This window comes from Brucella pecoris (assembly GCF_006376675.1).
Lineage (GTDB): Bacteria > Pseudomonadota > Alphaproteobacteria > Rhizobiales > Rhizobiaceae > Brucella > Brucella pecoris.
In genome coordinates this window covers 1-16,440 of the sequence record NZ_VEWK01000007.1, presented here as the reverse complement: position 1 = coordinate 16,440, position 16,440 = coordinate 1, and the positions used below count along the sequence as shown (strand labels likewise).

The following is a 16,440-nucleotide window of genomic DNA, read 5'->3' as shown; positions in this document are numbered from 1 at the left end:
GGGTGGGTTCATGCGTATGAAAAATGAAGATTGGCTTCTAATCCCTTTTGTCCAACCAGTAAAGCGCGACAAGCTGACAGCGTCAGGTTGTGCGCCTGTCGGGAGGGAAACAATCAGTTCCGGATTGGAAGGCAGTCGATCTTCTGTTGTTTCAACTGCGTACACGCCTTCTCGGCGGATGCCGAATCCTTGAAGCCGGAAAAACGCGCGCGATAAACCTTGCGGCGCTTTTCGGCAGGCGAAATTTCAGCTTTCAAGCCCGGCGCGACCTTGTCGACCGCCGGACGATACTTGGCCAGCAGCTCCTTGGCGCCGGCAAGTGTCGGAGGAGCACCAAGCTGGATAGTCCAGGCCGATGCACCGGCGGCGGCAGAAGCAATCAGGAAGCCGCCATCGCCCTGCTCGATGCGGGAATCGTCGATCAGGTCGGCAACTGCATCAGCCTTTGGCTGAGCCGGAGCTACCTGCTTTGTGGCAGATTGCGGCTTTGCCATTGCAACGAGCTGCCCCGTGGCATCGGCACTTTCAGTACCGAAGCGCGTCAGTAGCTTCGCCATCTGGTCGTCGCGCTGCCGCGCCGATCCGGCACCCAATACGACGCCGACGAGATGCTTGTCGTTGATGATGGCAGATGAAACGAGGTTATAGCCGGATACATCCGTATAGCCGGTCTTGATGCCGTCAACGCCGCCATAGCGGTACATCAGATTGTTGTGGCCGTTGCGAACCCGGTCACGGAAGGTGAAGGAGCGTTGCGAGAACAGTGCATATTGATCCGGAAAATCACGGCGCAATGACATGCCAAGCACAGCCATGTCGCGCGCAGTCGTAAGCTGGGTAGCCTTAGCCGTCAGCCCCGATGGATTAACGAAGAACGTGCTCTTCATGCCGATCTGGCGGGCGCGCTGCGTCATCAACCGGCCAAAAGCGGCTTCCGATCCGGCCAAATATTCGCCCATCACCGTCGCCGCATCATTGGCCGACACGATGATCATGCCGTTGATGGCGTCGCGGACGGTGATTGTCTCACCCGGCTTCAGCCAGAGCTTCATGCGAACTTTCGCAGACGCGTTTTTCGACACAGGCATTGCATCGTCCCAATGCAACGTGCCGGTCTTGAGAGCTTCAAAAGCGAGATAAAGCGTCATCATCTTGGCGAGTGAAGCAGGTGCACGCTGCACATTGGCATCGTCCTGTCCAAGGATTCGCCCGCTATCAGCATCGAAGACAATCCAGGACGTGTTCGCCATCGCCCCCGACGTACAAAGCACACTCGCACCGAGCGCTAAGGATGCAATGAGACGAGAAAGGCGGGACGATGATTTCAGCATAACAGCTCACAGGAATAAGGACGCCGGGGGGACATGCAGGCAAATTGCGGCCCGAAAAAGACCACAGCACTGCCTTAAATTCCAATTCTCAATGAAACGTTGATATCCTTAATGAATTATAATCAGCTAACAAAAAACTGTCAGAATTCACAGCCGCGCATATCTCGGAAAACCCGGAATCGGTTTTCGATAAAGCGCATTGCGCTCTAAGATGCCGAGCAGCGCCAATACCGCCAGGGCAGATACCATTTGAGATCGCTGGAAAGTGTCCGAGGCACCGGATCGAAACCGTGGGTACCGAACGGTCCGCAACGCATGACGCGAAAAAGTCCCATCCAGCCACCGCTCCACAGTCCGTGGCGGGCAATCGCTTCATAAGTATATTCGGAACAGGTCGGCAGATGGCGGCAGGAATTGCCGATAAGGGATGACAATGTCACCTGATAGAATCGCACGAATGTCGTACCGATCAGCCTGCCCGGTGTCTTGCGCCAGGGATCGGTGAAATTGCGGCTATAGCGTTTCGGTGCGCCGTCGCCTTTATGGTTCTCACCACAGGCACACATCAGGCAGCTTTGGCCTTTTCGTCTATCTGCCGGATGCAATCGACCACCGCGTCGAAAGTAAGCAATGTGGAGGCATGGCGGGCCCTGTATTCGCGGACGGGCTCGAAATATTTCAGGTCGGTGAAACGCCCTTCCGGTGCCGGGCCTTCTTCCTTCAGCATCTTGTACATTTCATCGCGAACGGCTTTCAGCTCTTCTGCGGAAGCGCCGATGATATTGCGCGCCATCACGGAGGAGGATGCCTGTCCGAGTGCGCAGGCTTTCACCTCATGCGCGAAATCAGTCACAATGCCATCGGTCATTTTCAGATAGACGGTAACGGTCGATCCGCACAGCTTGGAGTGCACCTTGGCAACTGCGTCGGGCTCTGGAAGTCGCCCCAGACGCTCCATGTTTCCGGCGAATTCCAGAATGCGTTTGTTATAAATATCATCAATCATGGCGGCGAACCTTCCGCTCTGCCGGAGAAAAACATAAATTTGTCGTCCGACTGCGGTTTGAAGTTGCAATTTAATGTCTATATAATAGGCAGGTAGCGTCTGCGCTATGGGTAACATTAGCACAGACCCGGGGGCAGTCGCACGAAAACCTGTCCGGTGACCTTAAGCGCCGGATCAATACATCGCCCGCTCGCAAAGCGCATCGTTGTATTGTCCGTTTAACTCGTCTCCTCCTTGAAGGAGACTACTGGAGAATACTGATGGACGCTCGCATCCTCAAAGAAGATGACGAATCCGGCCTGCCAACCAACAAGCAGGCAAACGTAGCCCTTTTGCATGGCAAGCCGACGCAAGCCGATGCAGAAGCCGCTGTACGCACGCTTTTGCTTTGGGCCGGAGACGACCCGGAGCGTGAAGGTCTTTTGGAAACGCCGAAGCGCGTTGCCAAGGCCTATAAGGAACTGTTCGCAGGCTATACGGAAAGCCCGGAAGAGGTTCTCGGCACGGTGTTCGAGGAAGTCGGCGGCTATAACGATCTTGTCCTCGTAAAGGACATTTCGTTCCATTCGCATTGCGAGCACCATATGGTGCCGATCATTGGTAAGGCGCATGTTGCCTATCTGCCTGATCACAAAGTGGTGGGCCTTTCCAAGATTGCGCGCGTCGTGGATATTTTTGCGCGTCGCCTGCAGACGCAGGAAAGCATCACCGCGCAAATCGCCGACAGCATCCAGCGCATTCTGAAGCCGCGTGGCGTTGCCGTCATGATCGAGGCAGAACATATGTGCATGGCCATGCGCGGTATCCGCAAGCAGGGTTCGACGACCATCACCACCACCTTTACCGGCGAAATGCAGGTGAATGCGGAGGAACAGGTTCGCTTCATGACCCTGACCCGCAGATAAGCGGCAAGCGATCAAGACAATGAGCTTTTTTCCCGCCCAGCCTTCCGACAAGAAGGCCGTAGAAGAAGGCGCGGCATTCCTGCCGCGCTTCGATGCATCAGGTCTCATCACCGCCGTCGTAACCGATGCGCGTGACGGCGAATTGCTGATGGTCGCCCATATGAACGAGGAAGCGCTGCGCCTCACCCTGGAAACAGGGATTGCGCATTACTGGTCCCGTTCGCGGGCCACGCTCTGGAAGAAGGGCGAGACGTCGGGCAATCTGCAAAGCGTGGTCGAGTTGCGCACGGATTGCGATCAGGATGCGCTTTGGCTGAAAGTGCGTGTCGCAGGCGATGGGCCGACTTGTCATACTGGTCGCCGCTCCTGTTTTTATCGGCAGGTATTGTCGGACGACGGAAAAACATCATTAACGATGGAAACGGCCTGCGATCACGAGCATTAACTGCGGTCAAAAGGATGTGATGGCGCGAATAAGAGTCGCGCCATCAATTTGCAGCATTTATTCTTTGGATACTATGTTTCGCTAATCTGAAGCGGTTCCTGTCAAACGGAACTGTCGGAATCGCTTTAGCTATTTGTTCTACGCATTTCCTGACGCAAACCGCTTCGCCTTTTGCTGGGCCCTTTTGCAGGAAATGCTCCAAGTCGAGACGAAGAGGTTTCCATCGTGATGCTTGCATGGGGGCAGAGGCGGAAGGCTGCGAATAACGACCTCGCGCCGCCGACAGAAGAAATCATCGAAAAGCCTGAAATCAAGCGTGAGCCGCGCCGGATAGCTTTGGCACTGGGTGGTGGAGCTGCGCGCGGTTGGGCACATATCGGCGTTCTGCGTGCACTGGACGAAGCCAATATCGATATCGAGATGATTGCCGGGACATCTATCGGCGCGCTCGTGGGCGGCTGTTATCTGGCCGGAAAGCTCGATGAACTGGAAGAGTTCGCCCGCAGTCTCACCCGGCGACGCATGTTCAACCTTCTCGACATTACGTTTCGCGGCAGCGGACTGTTCGGTGGCATGAAGCTCGACGGCCGCTTGCGCGAGCATCTGGACGGACTGCGCATCGAGGAACTGGATCGCCCCTTCGTCGCCATCTGCACGGAACTGCGCACCGGTCATGAAATCTGGCTGTCATCCGGCCCGCTTATCGATGCCATGCGCGCCTCCTATGCCCTGCCCGGTGTTTTCGAACCTGTGCGCTGGCAGGAACGTGTTCTGGTCGACGGCGCACTTGTCAATCCCGTGCCCGTATCCGTGTGCCGTGCTTATGAGCAACGCCTCGTTTTGGCAGTTAATCTGCATTACGACCAATACGGTCGCGCCGCGGTCATCAAACATGCGCAAACGCGCCAGGAAGGGCTTGCGGACGCCATTCATGGAGAGAAGGAAGCCCGTCTCGGCATTACTGGCGTGATGATGGAAGCGTTCAACATCATTCAGGATCGTATCTCACGTGCCCGCATGGCTGGCGATCCGCCGGATGTTACGCTGATGCCGATTGTGGGACAGATCGGGCTCGCCGATTTCCATCGCGCATCCGAGGCAATCGATGCCGGATACACAGAAACGTTGAAGCGCCTTGAGGATATTAAACGCCTTCAGGGCATTGCGGGCTGATTTTTTTTACGATTCCGGCGAATCCGAATGAATTGGATTCGCCGGATTCGTTCTTCAATGCCCGTCGCGGCCCTTTCTTCCGCTGCAAGGCTCTCGTTTAATGACGTTTTTCAGAATTTTTTTGGTTTTGTAGAAGTCTTTGAAAAAGCCCGGAAAATCGGGGTTTCAACTACATCAGCGATAATCGAGGACCAGCTTTTTCACATTCTTTTTCAAAAAGATTGCCGGAAGGGGCAGATGGGGCTTGTGCACCCCAAAGTGATTTGCTAAATGCCCACTCGCCGACGCAGTTCGGCTCCTACCACGGGCGGTCGTGGCGGAATTGGTAGACGCGCAGCGTTGAGGTCGCTGTGGGGCAACCCGTGGAAGTTCGAGTCTTCTCGACCGCACCATTTACCACTCTTATGCAGTGGTTTTCTCCCAAGAAATCAACACCTTAGTTTTTGAGGTGTCCCACATCAAGACCATGCGTGGGACACATCTACTCGTTCCATGGCGCCAAGAGCCAGCTTCCAACGCTCGACTCTCCGGGTATAAACCTCGGATGTTTTTGCTTCGGAATGGCCGAGGATAGCCATGATCTCATATTGGCTGCAGCCCTGCTCGGCCAACAGTTCAGCGAGTCCCTTGCGAACGCCGTGAGCTGACAGCGTCGGCAGGTCGGCATCCTTGCACCACCGCTTAAACATCGCCGACATACTGTCACCGCTTGCAAAGGGCTTGCCGCCACGACCAAGAACATAGGTGCCGCCTTGAACCGTAGGCGCGCGGGTGGCCGTCTTCAGGGCAGGCAGAAGCGGGACGGTCACTTCGGAAGATCCCTTCTTGCTCGGCTGCCAACGCACAGCCTCCACGCCCTCGATGACGCATTCGTTCTTCCGGCCGAGAACGGTGAGATCCTCGACGCGACAACCGGTCCACAGTAGGACCGACATGGCAACGTGCGCCTTGCTGCCCGGCTTGTGCTTGGCGAAGAATGCCTTCACGTCTGCCGCCTTCCACGGAGTAGCCCCGTCTCCCTTGACGTACACCTTATCGATGCCCCTTGCCGGGTTGCTGCTTACGAGCTTCCGCTTCTTCGCCCAATCATACATGACACCGACGGCTTCAATGAAAGCGTCGGCCTGGGCTGGCGTCGATCCCATCTTGTCCTGCATCTCGAATAACTTTTCCTGCGGAATTAGCATCACGCGATCAGGATTCGTCAGCAGACGGTTGAGAAGATTGCGTTTCTTTTTCAGGGTCTTGCCGCTGGAAGTTCCAGCGACCACCCTCGCTTCGAGATATTCCATATAGCTGGAGACCAGCCATCCAATTGACTTCGGCTTCGCGACTTCGGAAGCTTTCTGCAGTGGCTTGGGCTGGTCCCCTGAGCGAGCGATCAGATACTGCCGTTGAAAGTCGTCGTCACCCGGCTCGCAGAATATTCGTATGCGCTTTGTCTTGTCGCCTTTCGGGCGGACGCGATACCGGATATGCCCGGACGCCATGGCTTCCTTCAGAAGACCGGGGAACTCTACTTTCATAGCAGCCTCTACCATTTATCGAGGTCTCCATGATTTCCAACGGACGACTCGACCTCAACGCCTCCGAAATGGATTTCGATATACCCACCCGTCACGCACAGCTTATCCACAACCATGCCTTCAGCCTTGGCTGTGCGCAGGGCAATGCGAAGAGCGTGCTCACTCGGACGGATGCGGCGGCCCGAAGAGCCGCCATGATTTTCATTCGCTGTTGCTGGATTTGATGTTTTCATTTCCGTGGGTTCCATACTTGGAGGGGAGCGAAGGGTCAGAGCCCTTCAAGTCTTGCCGGCTGTGGCCCTGCTGCTTGGTCCTGATATTTCCCTGCGTATGGGCTTTCTGTTGGTTCATCCAGTTTATGGAAAACGACCTGCGCGATGGGTGACCCGGCGGGTATTGTGACCATCTGATCCCCGTCGCAGGTGATCTCAAGAGTCAGAAACCCACGCCAGCCAGGCTCAATGACTGTGTTCTGCACGAGGACGAACCGCCGCGCCCATGTGCTTTTGTCCTTCACGTAAGCCAAGCAGTCGAATGGCATGGTGAAGTGCTCGACAGTGCTGGCGAGAACTGACCTGCCATTGTAAAGCACGATCTCCTCAGCGATCCTGACGTCATACCCTGCCGGGCCGAGTCCGAAAGTCATTCCGTTCATCACAGTGCGCTCGTGAAACGGCTCGAAGATATTTCGCTTACGAATTGATTGCGCTGATAAAACTGTCATTTCCAAATCCTTTCATACAACGAGCGTCAGGTGCACTGACGCCCTTGTGGCGGCTGTATATAACCAGCGATCTCTATCCTCGCGGAAGGCATGGCTCTGGTCGAAAACGCAAACCTTGTCCCACTGGCTGCCCTGGCTCTTGTGACAAGTGATGGCATAGCCGAAGGTGAACTGCTGCGTGCCTCGAACCTCTTTGAACGGAAGCTTGGCAGCAGCCACGTCGTCCTCGAAGAACTCCTTCCGCACGCTAACCTTCGTGGTTGGGCGTTCGCCTTCAGGGTCATCCATCCAGAGCTGGACGGACTTCTTGCCGACCTTCTTTTTGCCGACGGTCAGGATGTCGCCGTTGAATATCTTGGCGAACCGATCATTGCGCAGGCAGATCAGGGGTTCGCCGGTAAGCGGGAACGGATCTGTCTTCCCGGCAATCTCGCGCAGGCGTCGGTTGTATTGCTGCCGGGTATCATTGCGCCCGACGATGACTACGTCGGCTTCAGTGACGAGCTGACCATCGAGGTTCTTCCGGCTGGTAACAATCAAGCCGTCGGCGTTGATCTCGTCTCCCTTGTACCGACCTTCCCGGATTTCCGTTGCAAGCCGGAGGATCGGGCTTTCAGCTGCCTGTCGGTGAACCTCTGTCAGCATGTAGTCCGGCTTGCGAGCGGTGAAGTAACCGCCGCCCGAGACAGGCGGTAGCTGAGCAGGATCGCCTAGCACGAGGACCGGCCTGCCGAACGACAGAAGATCCTTGCCCATTTCCTCATTCACCATCGAGCACTCGTCGATAACGATGAGGCCGTATTTATCGAGGGCGCCAGGATCTTTCAGGGTGACGCGAACCTCGCCGGTGGATTCGTTGACCTCTGTGTTATAGATCAATGCGTGAATCGTCTTGGCGCCACGACATCCTTTCGAGCGCATGACCCGAGCCGCCTTGCCAGTGAAAGCAGCAAAGGCAACATCGCCCTTGGCATAACTGGCGAGGTGCATTGCGAGCGTGGACTTCCCGGCTCCGGCGAAACCAGCAAGGTAGAACGTTGGCTGATGCCGAATGCGCAGCCAAGCACCGGCGGTTGACAGTGCTTCATTCTGCTGAGGTGACCAGACCGTCATGGCTTCCCTCCCAGCACGGCGCGGCGTTCGTCCCACCATTCCTTTGTTTTCCCATGCGTTTCGCCAAGGATATCGGCCAGCAGGAAGATTGCTTCCACGCTCGCGTCATTCAGTTGGCAAACGTCATCATGGTTGTAGTTCGATGGATTGATCTCGATCAGCGTCTCGTGGGCTGCTCGTGCCGTTTGCTCAGCCGCCGCGAGCTTGGCTTCGAGGGCTTTATGCGCTTGGCCCAATTCCAGACACTGATTATGCAAGAACCGCCAATAATCGCCTTCGGAATGGTCAAGAGCTGCCTCCAACTCCTTAATCCGCGCTGCCTGCGCCGCGTTGTCGGCTTTCAGGCTGTCAAGCTCTTTACGCATCGGATGAGAGGTTGTGCCGTCAGAATGCACAATGACGCCAGCATCCATAGCTTTCTTGTGCCATCGCTCCGTTTTCGCCCGTTCCGCCGCCAATAGATCCCCAGCCTGCGAGCGGCATTGCTCGATAAGCCACGTGGGACCGTCCAGAGATTTGTTGTTGTCAAACCAAGCGATTGCCTCGGGACCACCTTTGAAATAGCCCCAAATGGTCCGCGCCAAGTTCTCGGCCACCGTCACCAGTCCCGTATCTGTAGCGGCAGGCGCGGGGCGGGTATTCCAAGCGGCAATAGCTCGGTCAAAGGTATCGCTTATGTCCTTTTCCACACCATTCGACATTCCATGCGCCCAATGAATGTTTTCAGGTGCATCAAACCAAACTTTGAGGAAGGCTTCCTTGCGCTCTAGTTCACTCGCCATGACGGTCGCCTCCTGATGGGTGGGTGGCAACGCGCTCGATCTTATAATCGCAGTACCGATCTACGCTGTTGAACCATAGGCCTTCGGAAGGCGAATAGCCGTCTTCATCAACATCGTCTGGGCGCTCGATAACATTGCATTCTACGGCGCGAGCAACGACTGTTTCACCTTGGACAACTCTGATTTCTTCGGTGTCCGTGGACCATTCGCCATCGTTGCGGCTACCCTGTCTGTACTCCGCGAGAACTTCCTCGGCGCACTTTATGGCTTCATCAATGGTCTTGAATTTGCCGACGACACAATCACCAAAATGTCCGGGGTCTTTTACCTTGAATAGCTTGCTCATTTCACCCCCTCCGACGCAGGTGACAACCCACTGGCAATACTCCGCATCAGGTCCGCCAGTTCGTCCTTTGCAATCTGCGGGAGAGCGTCGACCTTGGCCGTCAACGATACGAAGTTCGTATAGCCGTGTGCGTTGTTGCTTGTGCGGAAGAGGATCAGCCCGCGCTTGATATCGTCGTGGCGAAACGGTAGATCCGGCTCTGTCAAAGCTTTCTCAACCGCATCGAATACTGCCTGCAGATCGGAGACGTTCGTTAACCCGGCAGGTCTGAACACTTTCTCCATCGTGCGGTCTCCGACGACGTAGACCTCGAGGGCCGTATGGCTGGCATCGTTGTTTGAGCTCATGTCTTGGATTCCTTTAGATTTATCGTGTGGGGACGGGGACTAGTTGGGCCATTGTCACACGCCTCCCGCAGCGGACAGGACGTCGAAAGACCCCTTCCCTTTGAAGATGTAACCGACGCCAGCTTCTCCGGGGATATTCCAGCCGTGACGACGAAGAAGGGAAATGTCCCGATAGATCGTGCGAGGTGACGTATCGAGGATGACCGCGAGGTCGTCCGCTTTGTGGCTGGTGCCATCCTCAATGATACTGACGAGCTGGCGGAGTCGGCGAGCCACGTAATGTGGGACACGGCTTCTCATGATCATTCGCCCTCCCCGTTCAATGCCTCCAGCGCAGCGAAGTGCGCTTCGATTATGTCGTGCTCACGCGGTCGCCAGAACTGCCACCACTTCTCCCGGAGCTTTGGAGGCGACCAATTGCCATCCTCGAAAGCGCGCTTGTGAACGCGCATCAGGGCCTCCTCATGGGACGAGAGTCCCTCCACGCGGTAAGTTGTGCCGCCGAAAGTGCGGGTGACGCCGTAGGTCGTGAATGATCTCATTCGCCCTCTCCCTTCGGTGCCGGTGATGGATTGACAGGCTTGCAAAGGGCGTAAGCCGAGCGGCGGGTATCCCCGGAGGCGTCGACATCAAAGCGCAGAGCTTCGAGAGCGCCGTAACAATCGGTCTGAGTCATCGGTTCCGATCGCTCGTAAACCCCGCAGCCCATCGCTGAAATGCCAGCGCAAATGACGAGAACGTACATCACTGTCGCACCTCCTCGGCACAGATTGCGGTCGCGGCGACCATCTGATCAGGGTCGTACTCAACGATGGAAGGTACATCTAAGGTGCGCAGGTGCGCTTCCATGCCAGCGATGATGCGATCCAGCTCGCGGAGGTCCGTGGTCGCGGACGAAATCCGCTCGGCTATCCTCAGACGCTCCGCCTGAAGCGTGTCCAGGCGGGTCGCAGCATTGTCACGCTCTCGTTCTAAGCGTGTCCGCACGTCGAGGTCGGTCAGGAGTGTGCTGGCTATAGTGCGCTCTGCCTCTGCGAAGGAAGCATCGTCGGAGCGGCGCAGAAAGTCGGGCAGTCTCATTTCATTATCCCTTCACGACTTTGATCTTGGTGATGATCATCTTCTCGTTCTCAGCCAGGAAGATCTTCCGGGCGTGGTTCGGGTCTTTGGCTTCGACGTCGAACGTTCCAGATGACCGGGTGTGAATGCGAAACATCGTCATTCGGATGTATCCCTCTGAATTGTTTTGCGTTTCCCAAGTGGACGGCTTTGCCATTTGCTCTTGCGTGGGGGCTGTTCCTGTCCGGTGGCCTTCGCGATAAGGCGCTGGCGGTACGCCTCTTGCTGCTTGGTGAGCCTGCGGACCTTCGCGATCTTTCCGATGTCTCCATCGGCGGTGGTAATCCGCTTCTCTCCCCCTCGCCCGAATGTCTTGACCCGGTGCTCCTGGGTGAGAAGCATGTCGATGTGGTCCGGGTCGTTGGCCGGCGGGATCGTGTCGCCGGTCAGAGGATTGATTGGTCTGAGCGCCAGAGCCGGGCTGTGATCGAACTCGACTTCTTTGATCGTGAGGCCGAACCTTCGCAGCGCGGCCTCGAGCTTCACCCGGTCTGGAATCCGCTTACGAACCTTTGGGCTGCTCATCGGAAGTGTTCAGCAAGTGAGCAATCAACCCTGCCTTCTCGGGCTGAAGGACGAGGCAGACGACACCACTATCGTCGCCCCGCAGGATCTGTTGCACCGTGACGGAATCCTTTGCCACGTAATATTGGGTTTCAGCATGTGTGCCGTGCAGGTAGACGGCGAGAACTTGGTAAGTCATCGGAATGTGCCTATGCGAATGGAGTGCCGGACATCGTCAATTTGTTGAGCCAGTGACGTGCGGTGTGCCGTATCTCGGGGCTGAGGTTGTCCCTGCGAGGGTCGACGCACCACTCGAGGAATCCTCGGTCCATGTCGGACCAGAGTTTGCCGTAATGATCCTTGGTAAAGCTCACGGTCTTCAGGAGAACCGGCGTGTTGGTGAGCTGGATGAGGACCGATGGATGCTTGTCCTTGACCATCCGTGACAGGATGTGAGCCGTAACGTAGGCGTCGGGCCCGGCCCGGTGTGGCGGCATTGCCAGATGAGGCCATTCGAAATCGGCATCCACTCCTAGCCAGTAGCGCAGCGTCTGGTTGCTGTAGCCCGGCGCGTCTTCCCACAGATGCTTTGCTGACTGCATGGTGCAGATCCAGGGGAACGTGCTGCCGGTGAAGAGCGCCTGTTCAAACGCTGCGTTGTGTGCGCAGAAAACGTCGCCCGGTTCCATGCCGTCCATCAAAGACTTGAACGCGAAGTCCGGCGTTGGTGATTCAGAAACATCCTCGTCTGAAATATGGTGGATGGCGCGCGCTTCAGGTGGCATGGCGATGCCGCAGTTGATGAGAGAGGAGACCGGCTTGCTTACAGCGCCAGTGCTGCCGTCAACGTCGGTGAATCCGAACTCGCAAACGCCAACCGGTTTCCCCCTCTCCCGCTCTTCAACCTTCCCTGTGGTTTCAAAATCGATGCAGCGGATCTTCATGGCCGAGCCTCGCTTACCTGCGTCGAATTGTGAGAGATGGTGTGAGCGCGAAGCTTCAGCACGGCATTGTTCAAGTCCAGCGTGGCTTGCTTGACCATGTAATTCATGACCGTCTTGAGCAGGAACTCGTCATGTCCCATTCTCTGGATGACGTTCCTGACGTAATCATCAGGGTGGTCGCAGGTGACAGAGAGGCGGAACCCTCCGCCCTTCGCCTGGAACTCGGTCAGTAATCTGAGATCAAGCTCCCGTTCGGAGATTTCATATGAGAGGTCACGAGCCTCATCGCCGAAAGTCTTCATGGCATATTCCTCAATTTCACTACGTTTTTCATGCTTGAAAGGTGGGTGACGCCGAGAGGTCGGCGCCACGATTTATGCGATCACGGGTAACTCCCGACGTTCAGCTTCTCGACGCCGAGAAGACTCTTCACCTTGTGGACGAACATCGCGTGCTCGGCTGACCAAGCCAGCTTGTCGGCATCTCGCTTGATTGCCCAATCGGTCATGTCGATGCATGCCTTCATGAGTGGCTTCGCGTAGTCCGGCGTTGCAGATGCCCAATGTTGAGCCGCCTGCTTCAGCACACCTCGGCGATCGCGGGCGTCGATACCCATGTCGAGCGCGATACCGAGCAGCTTTTCGCAACCTTCGAGGATGATGTCGTGGTCCTCACGCTGGATCATGATGTCGTCAGGTGCGGACGGAGGGCCAGACGGTTCCTCCTTCTTGGCATCCTGCTTCGGCTTGCTGCCTTGTCCGGTCTGGCTGGCCCACTCAGCGCTTTGCTCCGACTTTGGCTGCGATTGCTTTGCCGGTTCCTTCTCGCGCTCCTGAGCTGCCCCTGCGTCCATCTTGAAGCCAGTCTGGCTTTGGTCAGTGACGGCCTTGGTCTGATCGTGCTCGATGACTTCGCCAGTGAATGGATTCACCCGCTCGGTCTGACGCGCAGTATTGAACTGGTCGAACATTTCGTCCTGGCGTTCGAGGAGCGCACGGATCTTGTCGTTGTTGATCGGGACATACTTGGAGCCGCGACGAAGCACTGCCTTGCGGTACATCTCGTTCGTCCAGTTCTTCCACGCTGGAGAGTCTGGCGCCTTCGAAGCATTGCGCACTTTCACGAAGTCTTCGATGGACATAGTTTCAAGGTGCATCACCCGCTTCTGGTCATCACGAAAAACGGCATAGCCGCCAGTTACAGCGCCGCGGTCCTTAGCCGTGGCGAATGGGTTTGACTTGTGGAGCAAGGAGTCAGGGTCGGCCTCGTTGAGCACGAACTCGTCATTCTCGTGGACCAGCTTACAGACGATGGAGAAGACGCCGCCGAGCTCTTTCACCCGCTTGATGATGCCCATCACCATGGGCTGGTACTGAAGCTCCCCCTTGTAGGGGATCATCGCGGCTTCCTTGTTGTCCGGGACAAGACCGTCTGCAGCGCACTTCAGGATCTCCCGCTTAATGCTCGTCGTCGAACACTTCAGGATGTCCTGGTTCTGCTGCACGGCAATCAGAAACACCGACTTGAGGCGGTCGAAGCTCTTGCCGCTGTCGATAACGAGGGGCTCGATGTCCCCCCGGATCTGGTCAAGAAATCCGCCGACTGAATCAACGGTGATTAGGTTGCTCATATTGTATTCCTCGGTTGTAGGTAGGCATGACGGAGTGGTTCAGGCGCAGCGGAACCTTCGGCGGCGGAGTCCACAGCTGGTCCGGCCCGTAGCGGTCGAGATAGAAGCGGTAGGTATCGAGAGCGTCCCCGACGATGTTCTTCGCGTGGACAAACATCTTGTCCTCGGTGTCGACGGACAGCGTGACCGGCACCATGCCGTTGTCACGGCGCATCATCACCCATACCCAATCGATCCCCTGCGAGTGCAGGAACGAATGCAGGTATTCCCCTCGCGGAGGCGTTCCGAAGATCATTCCCTGCTCGAGAAGCTTGCGTGCGGCCACATATCCTTCCAGATACGCGGCGACCTGCACGTCGTAGGCCATCTCGTGAACCTTGAGCACTGCCGCCTCTTCGTCCGAGCCGCCCTTGAACGAGTTGAACGATTTCAGGTCGACGATCAGAGACTTGACGCGCTCACCAGCAGGGGCAAGCGAGTAGTCGAGGCGGCACTTGCGGCGGATTCCTCGCTCATCCACCCAGAAGATGGACATTTCAGCGGCACCATCGACCAGAGAGCCAGCCGTCATGACGGAAGTGAGGATCGGATCACGCTCCATGTTCGCAACGGCGTCCTCGATCTCGACCACCTGCCGGTCAGTCAGCTCGACATGGTTCGGATGCTCGGCCTGCCAGCGTGCAAGGATCTCGTCGAAGAATGGCGGGCATTCATCAAGCTCGCGCGCCCTTGCAGTCAGCTCAGGCTTGGTGCCGGTGAGCTTTTGGCCGTGCATGCGAAGGAAGTCCTTGATCTGGTCGGTCGTGTTCAACGCTTCCGGGTAGTCATGCGGTCGCGGCGGCTTTGCATACCGCTTATCGAACTCTTCCTTGCCTTCCAGAACGCGGCAGTGCCATGCGCTGCCCCAGATCAGGTATTCCTGCTCGACTTCGCGACGAGGACGGAGCCGGTCGTACTGCCACTTGCATGGCTTGGATGCCAAATCCTTGATGGACGTCGAGCCGAGCGAAGTATCAGCGTGGTACACGTCTTCTGGCAGGTCGAAGTAAATGCCTGGAGGCAAGGTGTATGTGCCGTCGGCATTAGGGATGAAGTTGAGGTCGGTCATGACGCTGACTCCTCTCTGTTCGATACTTCAGGTTGGGTGATGACGTCAGGCAGTGACCGTTCGATCATGTCAGCCAAGCCGCGAAGGAACCCGGCGGACTGGACGCACTTCTCTTGCGCCCCTGAGATCCGGGAATGAAACATGTAGGCTGCATTGACATTGAGCTCCGACCCTATGACTGGATCTCGCCTACCGCCGTTCTGCTTGGCCCACTCATCGTTGTATGTGGAGGAGAAACCGGCTGCCCTTACGATCTCGTCATCTGTCATTTCAACGAGATACGCCCTGTCTGTTTGCGCGATGATCTTCATTCTGCAGCCTCCAAACCAGAGGCGACGTGCCCGTCTTCGATCACCACAGCCGTCTCGCGGCCGGACGAAACCGTCTCGATCCACACCTGCGTGTCGTTTTCCTGTGCAAACTCGGTCAGCAAGGCCATCGAGTCCGCGTCGAGCAGTGAGCCGTCACGTACACGGATAACCCTGAGCGTCGGATTCATCGCAGCCGCCACCGCGATAGATGCGCGGAGCTGCTCGGCGTCGCTTGCCTGCTCAAACGGCTGGCCGTTAAGGATGACAGCCTCGTCCGTGAGCTGAAGGCCGGCAATGGGCAGGTTCGCTGCGACGACGGCGTTTGCGGATGCCTGGTTGATAGCATCGATGCCCTTGGTGAGCTCGTCGCTCTTCTGCTGGAGAGCCTTCATCTGGTCGACGAGCTCTTCGCGGGCCTTGATTTGGGTCAGAGCGCCATTGATCTCATCCGCTTCCGAAATCTTCTCGCGGATCGGATTGGTATCGATGCGGTCTGCGATCTCGATGCCATCAAGCTCGTCGTTAAGCTCCTCGATCCGCAGCTCTTCTTGATTAAGCGCATGCTGGAGGTCGTTGATCGCCTGTTTCTTGTTGGCGATGGAGTTGCGGGTGCGCTCGATGTCGCCGTTGATGGCCTGCGCCTTGCTTTCGGCGGCGGTCACGGCGGCGTTGTGGTCCATGGCCTTCTGAAGATCCTGCACGAGGTCTTCAACGCTGACCTTTTCAGAGACCCCGCACTCAGGGATGACGATGGACTCGATACGAGCCTTCAGGTCGCGGATCGAACGGTTGACGTCCGTGCGCTCGGTGAAAAGCTCCTTGGATTCCTTGTCAGCGGCATCGAAGTCGTAGTCCTTGACCAGAGACCGGAGCGCCTTGACCTGATCCTGAGCTCGCATACGGGAGAAAGAGAGCGGGTCGAAGGTAAGGTCGCCGAGGAAGCGGTTGAGTAGCTCCTGCGGGCTGCCAAACTTCGCTCCGTCCCGGTTTTCTACGGTGAGCGAGATCGTTAAATCGCCGTCAGCCTTCACCTTGAATTTTTTGGTGACTGGACTTCCCCTTCAAAAATGGAGGGCTTCTGTTAGACAAGACTGACAGGAGACTTAGAATTGAAGCAGCGAGAATT

27 protein-coding genes and 1 tRNA gene are annotated in these 16,440 nt (G+C 56.7%); 5 read left to right on the top strand and 23 right to left on the bottom strand.

What is annotated here, in order from left to right; translation table 11 throughout:
• Positions 1 to 113: 113 nt before the first annotated feature.
• From FIB18_RS13790 to FIB18_RS13780, 3 genes are all read right to left on the bottom strand, one after another.
• On the bottom strand, positions 114 to 1,331 hold the full coding sequence (locus tag FIB18_RS13790) for a D-alanyl-D-alanine carboxypeptidase (protein WP_140021267.1): 1,218 nt from the start codon (positions 1,329 to 1,331) through the stop codon (positions 114 to 116).
• 206 nt (positions 1,332 to 1,537) lie between these two features.
• Complete coding sequence (gene yidD, locus FIB18_RS13785) at positions 1,538 to 1,897, bottom strand: membrane protein insertion efficiency factor YidD (RefSeq protein ID WP_140021266.1); 360 nt, start codon at positions 1,895 to 1,897, stop codon at positions 1,538 to 1,540.
• Positions 1,897 to 2,337, bottom strand: coding sequence for an iron-sulfur cluster assembly scaffold protein (locus FIB18_RS13780; protein ID WP_140021265.1), 441 nt, complete (start codon positions 2,335 to 2,337; stop codon positions 1,897 to 1,899). The genes yidD and FIB18_RS13780 overlap by 1 nt, the downstream gene beginning before the upstream one ends.
• A 260-nt stretch (positions 2,338 to 2,597) precedes the next feature.
• Between FIB18_RS13780 and folE the strand changes: the two genes are divergently transcribed.
• From folE to FIB18_RS13755, 5 genes are all read left to right on the top strand, one after another.
• The gene (folE, locus tag FIB18_RS13775; protein WP_140021264.1) at positions 2,598 to 3,242 is read left to right on the top strand and encodes a GTP cyclohydrolase I FolE; all 645 of its coding nucleotides are present in this window, start codon (positions 2,598 to 2,600) and stop codon (positions 3,240 to 3,242) included.
• 19 nt (positions 3,243 to 3,261) lie between these two features.
• Positions 3,262 to 3,687, top strand: coding sequence for a phosphoribosyl-AMP cyclohydrolase (gene hisI, locus FIB18_RS13770; RefSeq protein ID WP_140021263.1), 426 nt, complete (start codon positions 3,262 to 3,264; stop codon positions 3,685 to 3,687).
• Positions 3,688 to 3,912: 225 nt separating this feature from the next.
• Positions 3,913 to 4,860 carry a patatin family protein gene (locus FIB18_RS13765; RefSeq protein ID WP_140021262.1) on the top strand — a complete coding sequence of 316 codons (948 nt, stop codon included), beginning with the start codon at positions 3,913 to 3,915 and terminating at the stop codon, positions 4,858 to 4,860.
• Positions 4,861 to 4,887: 27 nt separating this feature from the next.
• On the top strand, positions 4,888 to 5,130 hold the full coding sequence (locus FIB18_RS13760; protein ID WP_140021261.1) for a hypothetical protein: 243 nt from the start codon (positions 4,888 to 4,890) through the stop codon (positions 5,128 to 5,130).
• 37 nt (positions 5,131 to 5,167) lie between these two features.
• A tRNA-Leu gene (locus FIB18_RS13755) sits at positions 5,168 to 5,252 on the top strand.
• Positions 5,253 to 5,318: 66 nt separating this feature from the next.
• Here the strand turns inward: FIB18_RS13755 and FIB18_RS13750 are convergent.
• The 20 genes from FIB18_RS13750 to FIB18_RS13660 all read right to left on the bottom strand — a co-directional run bounded on the left by FIB18_RS13750 (position 5,319) and on the right by FIB18_RS13660 (position 16,345).
• Complete coding sequence (locus FIB18_RS13750; RefSeq protein WP_167522196.1) at positions 5,319 to 6,401, bottom strand: tyrosine-type recombinase/integrase; 1,083 nt, start codon at positions 6,399 to 6,401, stop codon at positions 5,319 to 5,321.
• A complete protein-coding gene (locus FIB18_RS13745) occupies positions 6,395 to 6,619 on the bottom strand; it encodes a hypothetical protein (protein WP_140021260.1) in 225 nt (74 codons plus the stop codon). The genes FIB18_RS13750 and FIB18_RS13745 overlap by 7 nt, the downstream gene beginning before the upstream one ends.
• 35 nt (positions 6,620 to 6,654) lie before the next feature.
• Positions 6,655 to 7,110, bottom strand: coding sequence for a dCTP deaminase (locus FIB18_RS13740; RefSeq protein ID WP_109369075.1), 456 nt, complete (start codon positions 7,108 to 7,110; stop codon positions 6,655 to 6,657).
• A 12-nt stretch (positions 7,111 to 7,122) separates the two neighbouring features.
• A complete protein-coding gene (locus FIB18_RS13735; protein WP_140021259.1) occupies positions 7,123 to 8,223 on the bottom strand; it encodes an ATP-dependent DNA helicase in 1,101 nt (366 codons plus the stop codon).
• Entirely contained in the window at positions 8,220 to 9,005 is a 786-nt protein-coding gene (locus FIB18_RS13730) for a hypothetical protein (protein ID WP_140021258.1), read from the bottom strand. The genes FIB18_RS13735 and FIB18_RS13730 overlap by 4 nt, the downstream gene beginning before the upstream one ends.
• Entirely contained in the window at positions 8,995 to 9,351 is a 357-nt protein-coding gene (locus FIB18_RS13725; RefSeq protein WP_140021257.1) for a hypothetical protein, read from the bottom strand. Before FIB18_RS13725 ends, FIB18_RS13730 begins: the two co-directional genes overlap by 11 nt.
• Positions 9,348 to 9,698 carry a hypothetical protein gene (locus tag FIB18_RS13720; protein WP_140021256.1) on the bottom strand — a complete coding sequence of 117 codons (351 nt, stop codon included), beginning with the start codon at positions 9,696 to 9,698 and terminating at the stop codon, positions 9,348 to 9,350. The genes FIB18_RS13725 and FIB18_RS13720 overlap by 4 nt, the downstream gene beginning before the upstream one ends.
• A gap of 54 nt (positions 9,699 to 9,752) precedes the next feature.
• The gene (locus tag FIB18_RS25355) at positions 9,753 to 9,998 is read right to left on the bottom strand and encodes an HTH domain-containing protein (RefSeq protein WP_158295708.1); all 246 of its coding nucleotides are present in this window, start codon (positions 9,996 to 9,998) and stop codon (positions 9,753 to 9,755) included.
• A gap of 2 nt (positions 9,999 to 10,000) precedes the next feature.
• A complete protein-coding gene (locus FIB18_RS13710; RefSeq protein ID WP_109369069.1) occupies positions 10,001 to 10,240 on the bottom strand; it encodes a hypothetical protein in 240 nt (79 codons plus the stop codon).
• Positions 10,237 to 10,443, bottom strand: coding sequence for a hypothetical protein (locus tag FIB18_RS13705; RefSeq protein ID WP_109369068.1), 207 nt, complete (start codon positions 10,441 to 10,443; stop codon positions 10,237 to 10,239). Before FIB18_RS13705 ends, FIB18_RS13710 begins: the two co-directional genes overlap by 4 nt.
• Entirely contained in the window at positions 10,443 to 10,778 is a 336-nt protein-coding gene (locus FIB18_RS13700; RefSeq protein ID WP_109369067.1) for a hypothetical protein, read from the bottom strand. Before FIB18_RS13700 ends, FIB18_RS13705 begins: the two co-directional genes overlap by 1 nt.
• A gap of 4 nt (positions 10,779 to 10,782) precedes the next feature.
• On the bottom strand, positions 10,783 to 10,920 hold the full coding sequence (locus FIB18_RS24830) for a hypothetical protein (protein ID WP_158295707.1): 138 nt from the start codon (positions 10,918 to 10,920) through the stop codon (positions 10,783 to 10,785).
• Positions 10,917 to 11,342, bottom strand: coding sequence for a hypothetical protein (locus FIB18_RS13695; protein WP_210296126.1), 426 nt, complete (start codon positions 11,340 to 11,342; stop codon positions 10,917 to 10,919). Before FIB18_RS13695 ends, FIB18_RS24830 begins: the two co-directional genes overlap by 4 nt.
• Positions 11,320 to 11,520, bottom strand: a complete 201-nt coding sequence (locus tag FIB18_RS13690; RefSeq protein ID WP_109369066.1) for a hypothetical protein — start codon at positions 11,518 to 11,520, stop codon at positions 11,320 to 11,322. The genes FIB18_RS13695 and FIB18_RS13690 overlap by 23 nt, the downstream gene beginning before the upstream one ends.
• A 10-nt stretch (positions 11,521 to 11,530) precedes the next feature.
• Entirely contained in the window at positions 11,531 to 12,265 is a 735-nt protein-coding gene (locus FIB18_RS13685; protein ID WP_140021255.1) for an exonuclease domain-containing protein, read from the bottom strand.
• The gene (locus FIB18_RS13680) at positions 12,262 to 12,567 is read right to left on the bottom strand and encodes a hypothetical protein (protein ID WP_140021254.1); all 306 of its coding nucleotides are present in this window, start codon (positions 12,565 to 12,567) and stop codon (positions 12,262 to 12,264) included. Before FIB18_RS13680 ends, FIB18_RS13685 begins: the two co-directional genes overlap by 4 nt.
• Before the next feature lie 80 nt (positions 12,568 to 12,647).
• Positions 12,648 to 13,895 carry a RecT family recombinase gene (locus tag FIB18_RS13675; RefSeq protein ID WP_140021253.1) on the bottom strand — a complete coding sequence of 416 codons (1,248 nt, stop codon included), beginning with the start codon at positions 13,893 to 13,895 and terminating at the stop codon, positions 12,648 to 12,650.
• Positions 13,873 to 15,003, bottom strand: a complete 1,131-nt coding sequence (locus FIB18_RS13670) for a PD-(D/E)XK nuclease-like domain-containing protein (RefSeq protein ID WP_140021252.1) — start codon at positions 15,001 to 15,003, stop codon at positions 13,873 to 13,875. The genes FIB18_RS13675 and FIB18_RS13670 overlap by 23 nt, the downstream gene beginning before the upstream one ends.
• Positions 15,000 to 15,314, bottom strand: coding sequence for a hypothetical protein (locus FIB18_RS13665; protein WP_140021251.1), 315 nt, complete (start codon positions 15,312 to 15,314; stop codon positions 15,000 to 15,002). The genes FIB18_RS13670 and FIB18_RS13665 overlap by 4 nt, the downstream gene beginning before the upstream one ends.
• Entirely contained in the window at positions 15,311 to 16,345 is a 1,035-nt protein-coding gene (locus FIB18_RS13660; RefSeq protein ID WP_140021250.1) for a coiled-coil domain-containing protein, read from the bottom strand. The genes FIB18_RS13665 and FIB18_RS13660 overlap by 4 nt, the downstream gene beginning before the upstream one ends.
• Positions 16,346 to 16,440 lie beyond the last annotated feature (95 nt).

What these genes read in the sequence shown, in the direction of transcription:
- FIB18_RS13790 (WP_140021267.1), bottom strand. Translation starts at nt 1,331, where the DNA reads ATGCTGAAATCATCGTCCCGCCTTTCTCGTCTCATTGCATCCTTAGCG.
- yidD (WP_140021266.1), bottom strand. Translation starts at nt 1,897, where the DNA reads ATGTGTGCCTGTGGTGAGAACCATAAAGGCGACGGCGCACCGAAACGC.
- FIB18_RS13780 (WP_140021265.1), bottom strand. Translation starts at nt 2,337, where the DNA reads ATGATTGATGATATTTATAACAAACGCATTCTGGAATTCGCCGGAAAC.
- folE (WP_140021264.1), top strand. Translation starts at nt 2,598, where the DNA reads ATGGACGCTCGCATCCTCAAAGAAGATGACGAATCCGGCCTGCCAACC.
- hisI (WP_140021263.1), top strand. Translation starts at nt 3,262, where the DNA reads ATGAGCTTTTTTCCCGCCCAGCCTTCCGACAAGAAGGCCGTAGAAGAA.
- FIB18_RS13760 (WP_140021261.1), top strand. Translation starts at nt 4,888, where the DNA reads ATGAATTGGATTCGCCGGATTCGTTCTTCAATGCCCGTCGCGGCCCTT.
- FIB18_RS13750 (WP_167522196.1), bottom strand. Translation starts at nt 6,401, where the DNA reads ATGGTAGAGGCTGCTATGAAAGTAGAGTTCCCCGGTCTTCTGAAGGAA.
- FIB18_RS13745 (WP_140021260.1), bottom strand. Translation starts at nt 6,619, where the DNA reads ATGAAAACATCAAATCCAGCAACAGCGAATGAAAATCATGGCGGCTCT.
- FIB18_RS13740 (WP_109369075.1), bottom strand. Translation starts at nt 7,110, where the DNA reads ATGACAGTTTTATCAGCGCAATCAATTCGTAAGCGAAATATCTTCGAG.
- FIB18_RS13735 (WP_140021259.1), bottom strand. Translation starts at nt 8,223, where the DNA reads ATGACGGTCTGGTCACCTCAGCAGAATGAAGCACTGTCAACCGCCGGT.
- FIB18_RS13730 (WP_140021258.1), bottom strand. Translation starts at nt 9,005, where the DNA reads ATGGCGAGTGAACTAGAGCGCAAGGAAGCCTTCCTCAAAGTTTGGTTT.
- FIB18_RS13725 (WP_140021257.1), bottom strand. Translation starts at nt 9,351, where the DNA reads ATGAGCAAGCTATTCAAGGTAAAAGACCCCGGACATTTTGGTGATTGT.
- FIB18_RS13720 (WP_140021256.1), bottom strand. Translation starts at nt 9,698, where the DNA reads ATGAGCTCAAACAACGATGCCAGCCATACGGCCCTCGAGGTCTACGTC.
- FIB18_RS25355 (WP_158295708.1), bottom strand. Translation starts at nt 9,998, where the DNA reads ATGAGAAGCCGTGTCCCACATTACGTGGCTCGCCGACTCCGCCAGCTC.
- FIB18_RS13710 (WP_109369069.1), bottom strand. Translation starts at nt 10,240, where the DNA reads ATGAGATCATTCACGACCTACGGCGTCACCCGCACTTTCGGCGGCACA.
- FIB18_RS13705 (WP_109369068.1), bottom strand. Translation starts at nt 10,443, where the DNA reads ATGTACGTTCTCGTCATTTGCGCTGGCATTTCAGCGATGGGCTGCGGG.
- FIB18_RS13700 (WP_109369067.1), bottom strand. Translation starts at nt 10,778, where the DNA reads ATGAGACTGCCCGACTTTCTGCGCCGCTCCGACGATGCTTCCTTCGCA.
- FIB18_RS24830 (WP_158295707.1), bottom strand. Translation starts at nt 10,920, where the DNA reads ATGACGATGTTTCGCATTCACACCCGGTCATCTGGAACGTTCGACGTC.
- FIB18_RS13695 (WP_210296126.1), bottom strand. Translation starts at nt 11,342, where the DNA reads ATGAGCAGCCCAAAGGTTCGTAAGCGGATTCCAGACCGGGTGAAGCTC.
- FIB18_RS13690 (WP_109369066.1), bottom strand. Translation starts at nt 11,520, where the DNA reads ATGACTTACCAAGTTCTCGCCGTCTACCTGCACGGCACACATGCTGAA.
- FIB18_RS13685 (WP_140021255.1), bottom strand. Translation starts at nt 12,265, where the DNA reads ATGAAGATCCGCTGCATCGATTTTGAAACCACAGGGAAGGTTGAAGAG.
- FIB18_RS13680 (WP_140021254.1), bottom strand. Translation starts at nt 12,567, where the DNA reads ATGAAGACTTTCGGCGATGAGGCTCGTGACCTCTCATATGAAATCTCC.
- FIB18_RS13675 (WP_140021253.1), bottom strand. Translation starts at nt 13,895, where the DNA reads ATGAGCAACCTAATCACCGTTGATTCAGTCGGCGGATTTCTTGACCAG.
- FIB18_RS13670 (WP_140021252.1), bottom strand. Translation starts at nt 15,003, where the DNA reads ATGACCGACCTCAACTTCATCCCTAATGCCGACGGCACATACACCTTG.
- FIB18_RS13665 (WP_140021251.1), bottom strand. Translation starts at nt 15,314, where the DNA reads ATGAAGATCATCGCGCAAACAGACAGGGCGTATCTCGTTGAAATGACA.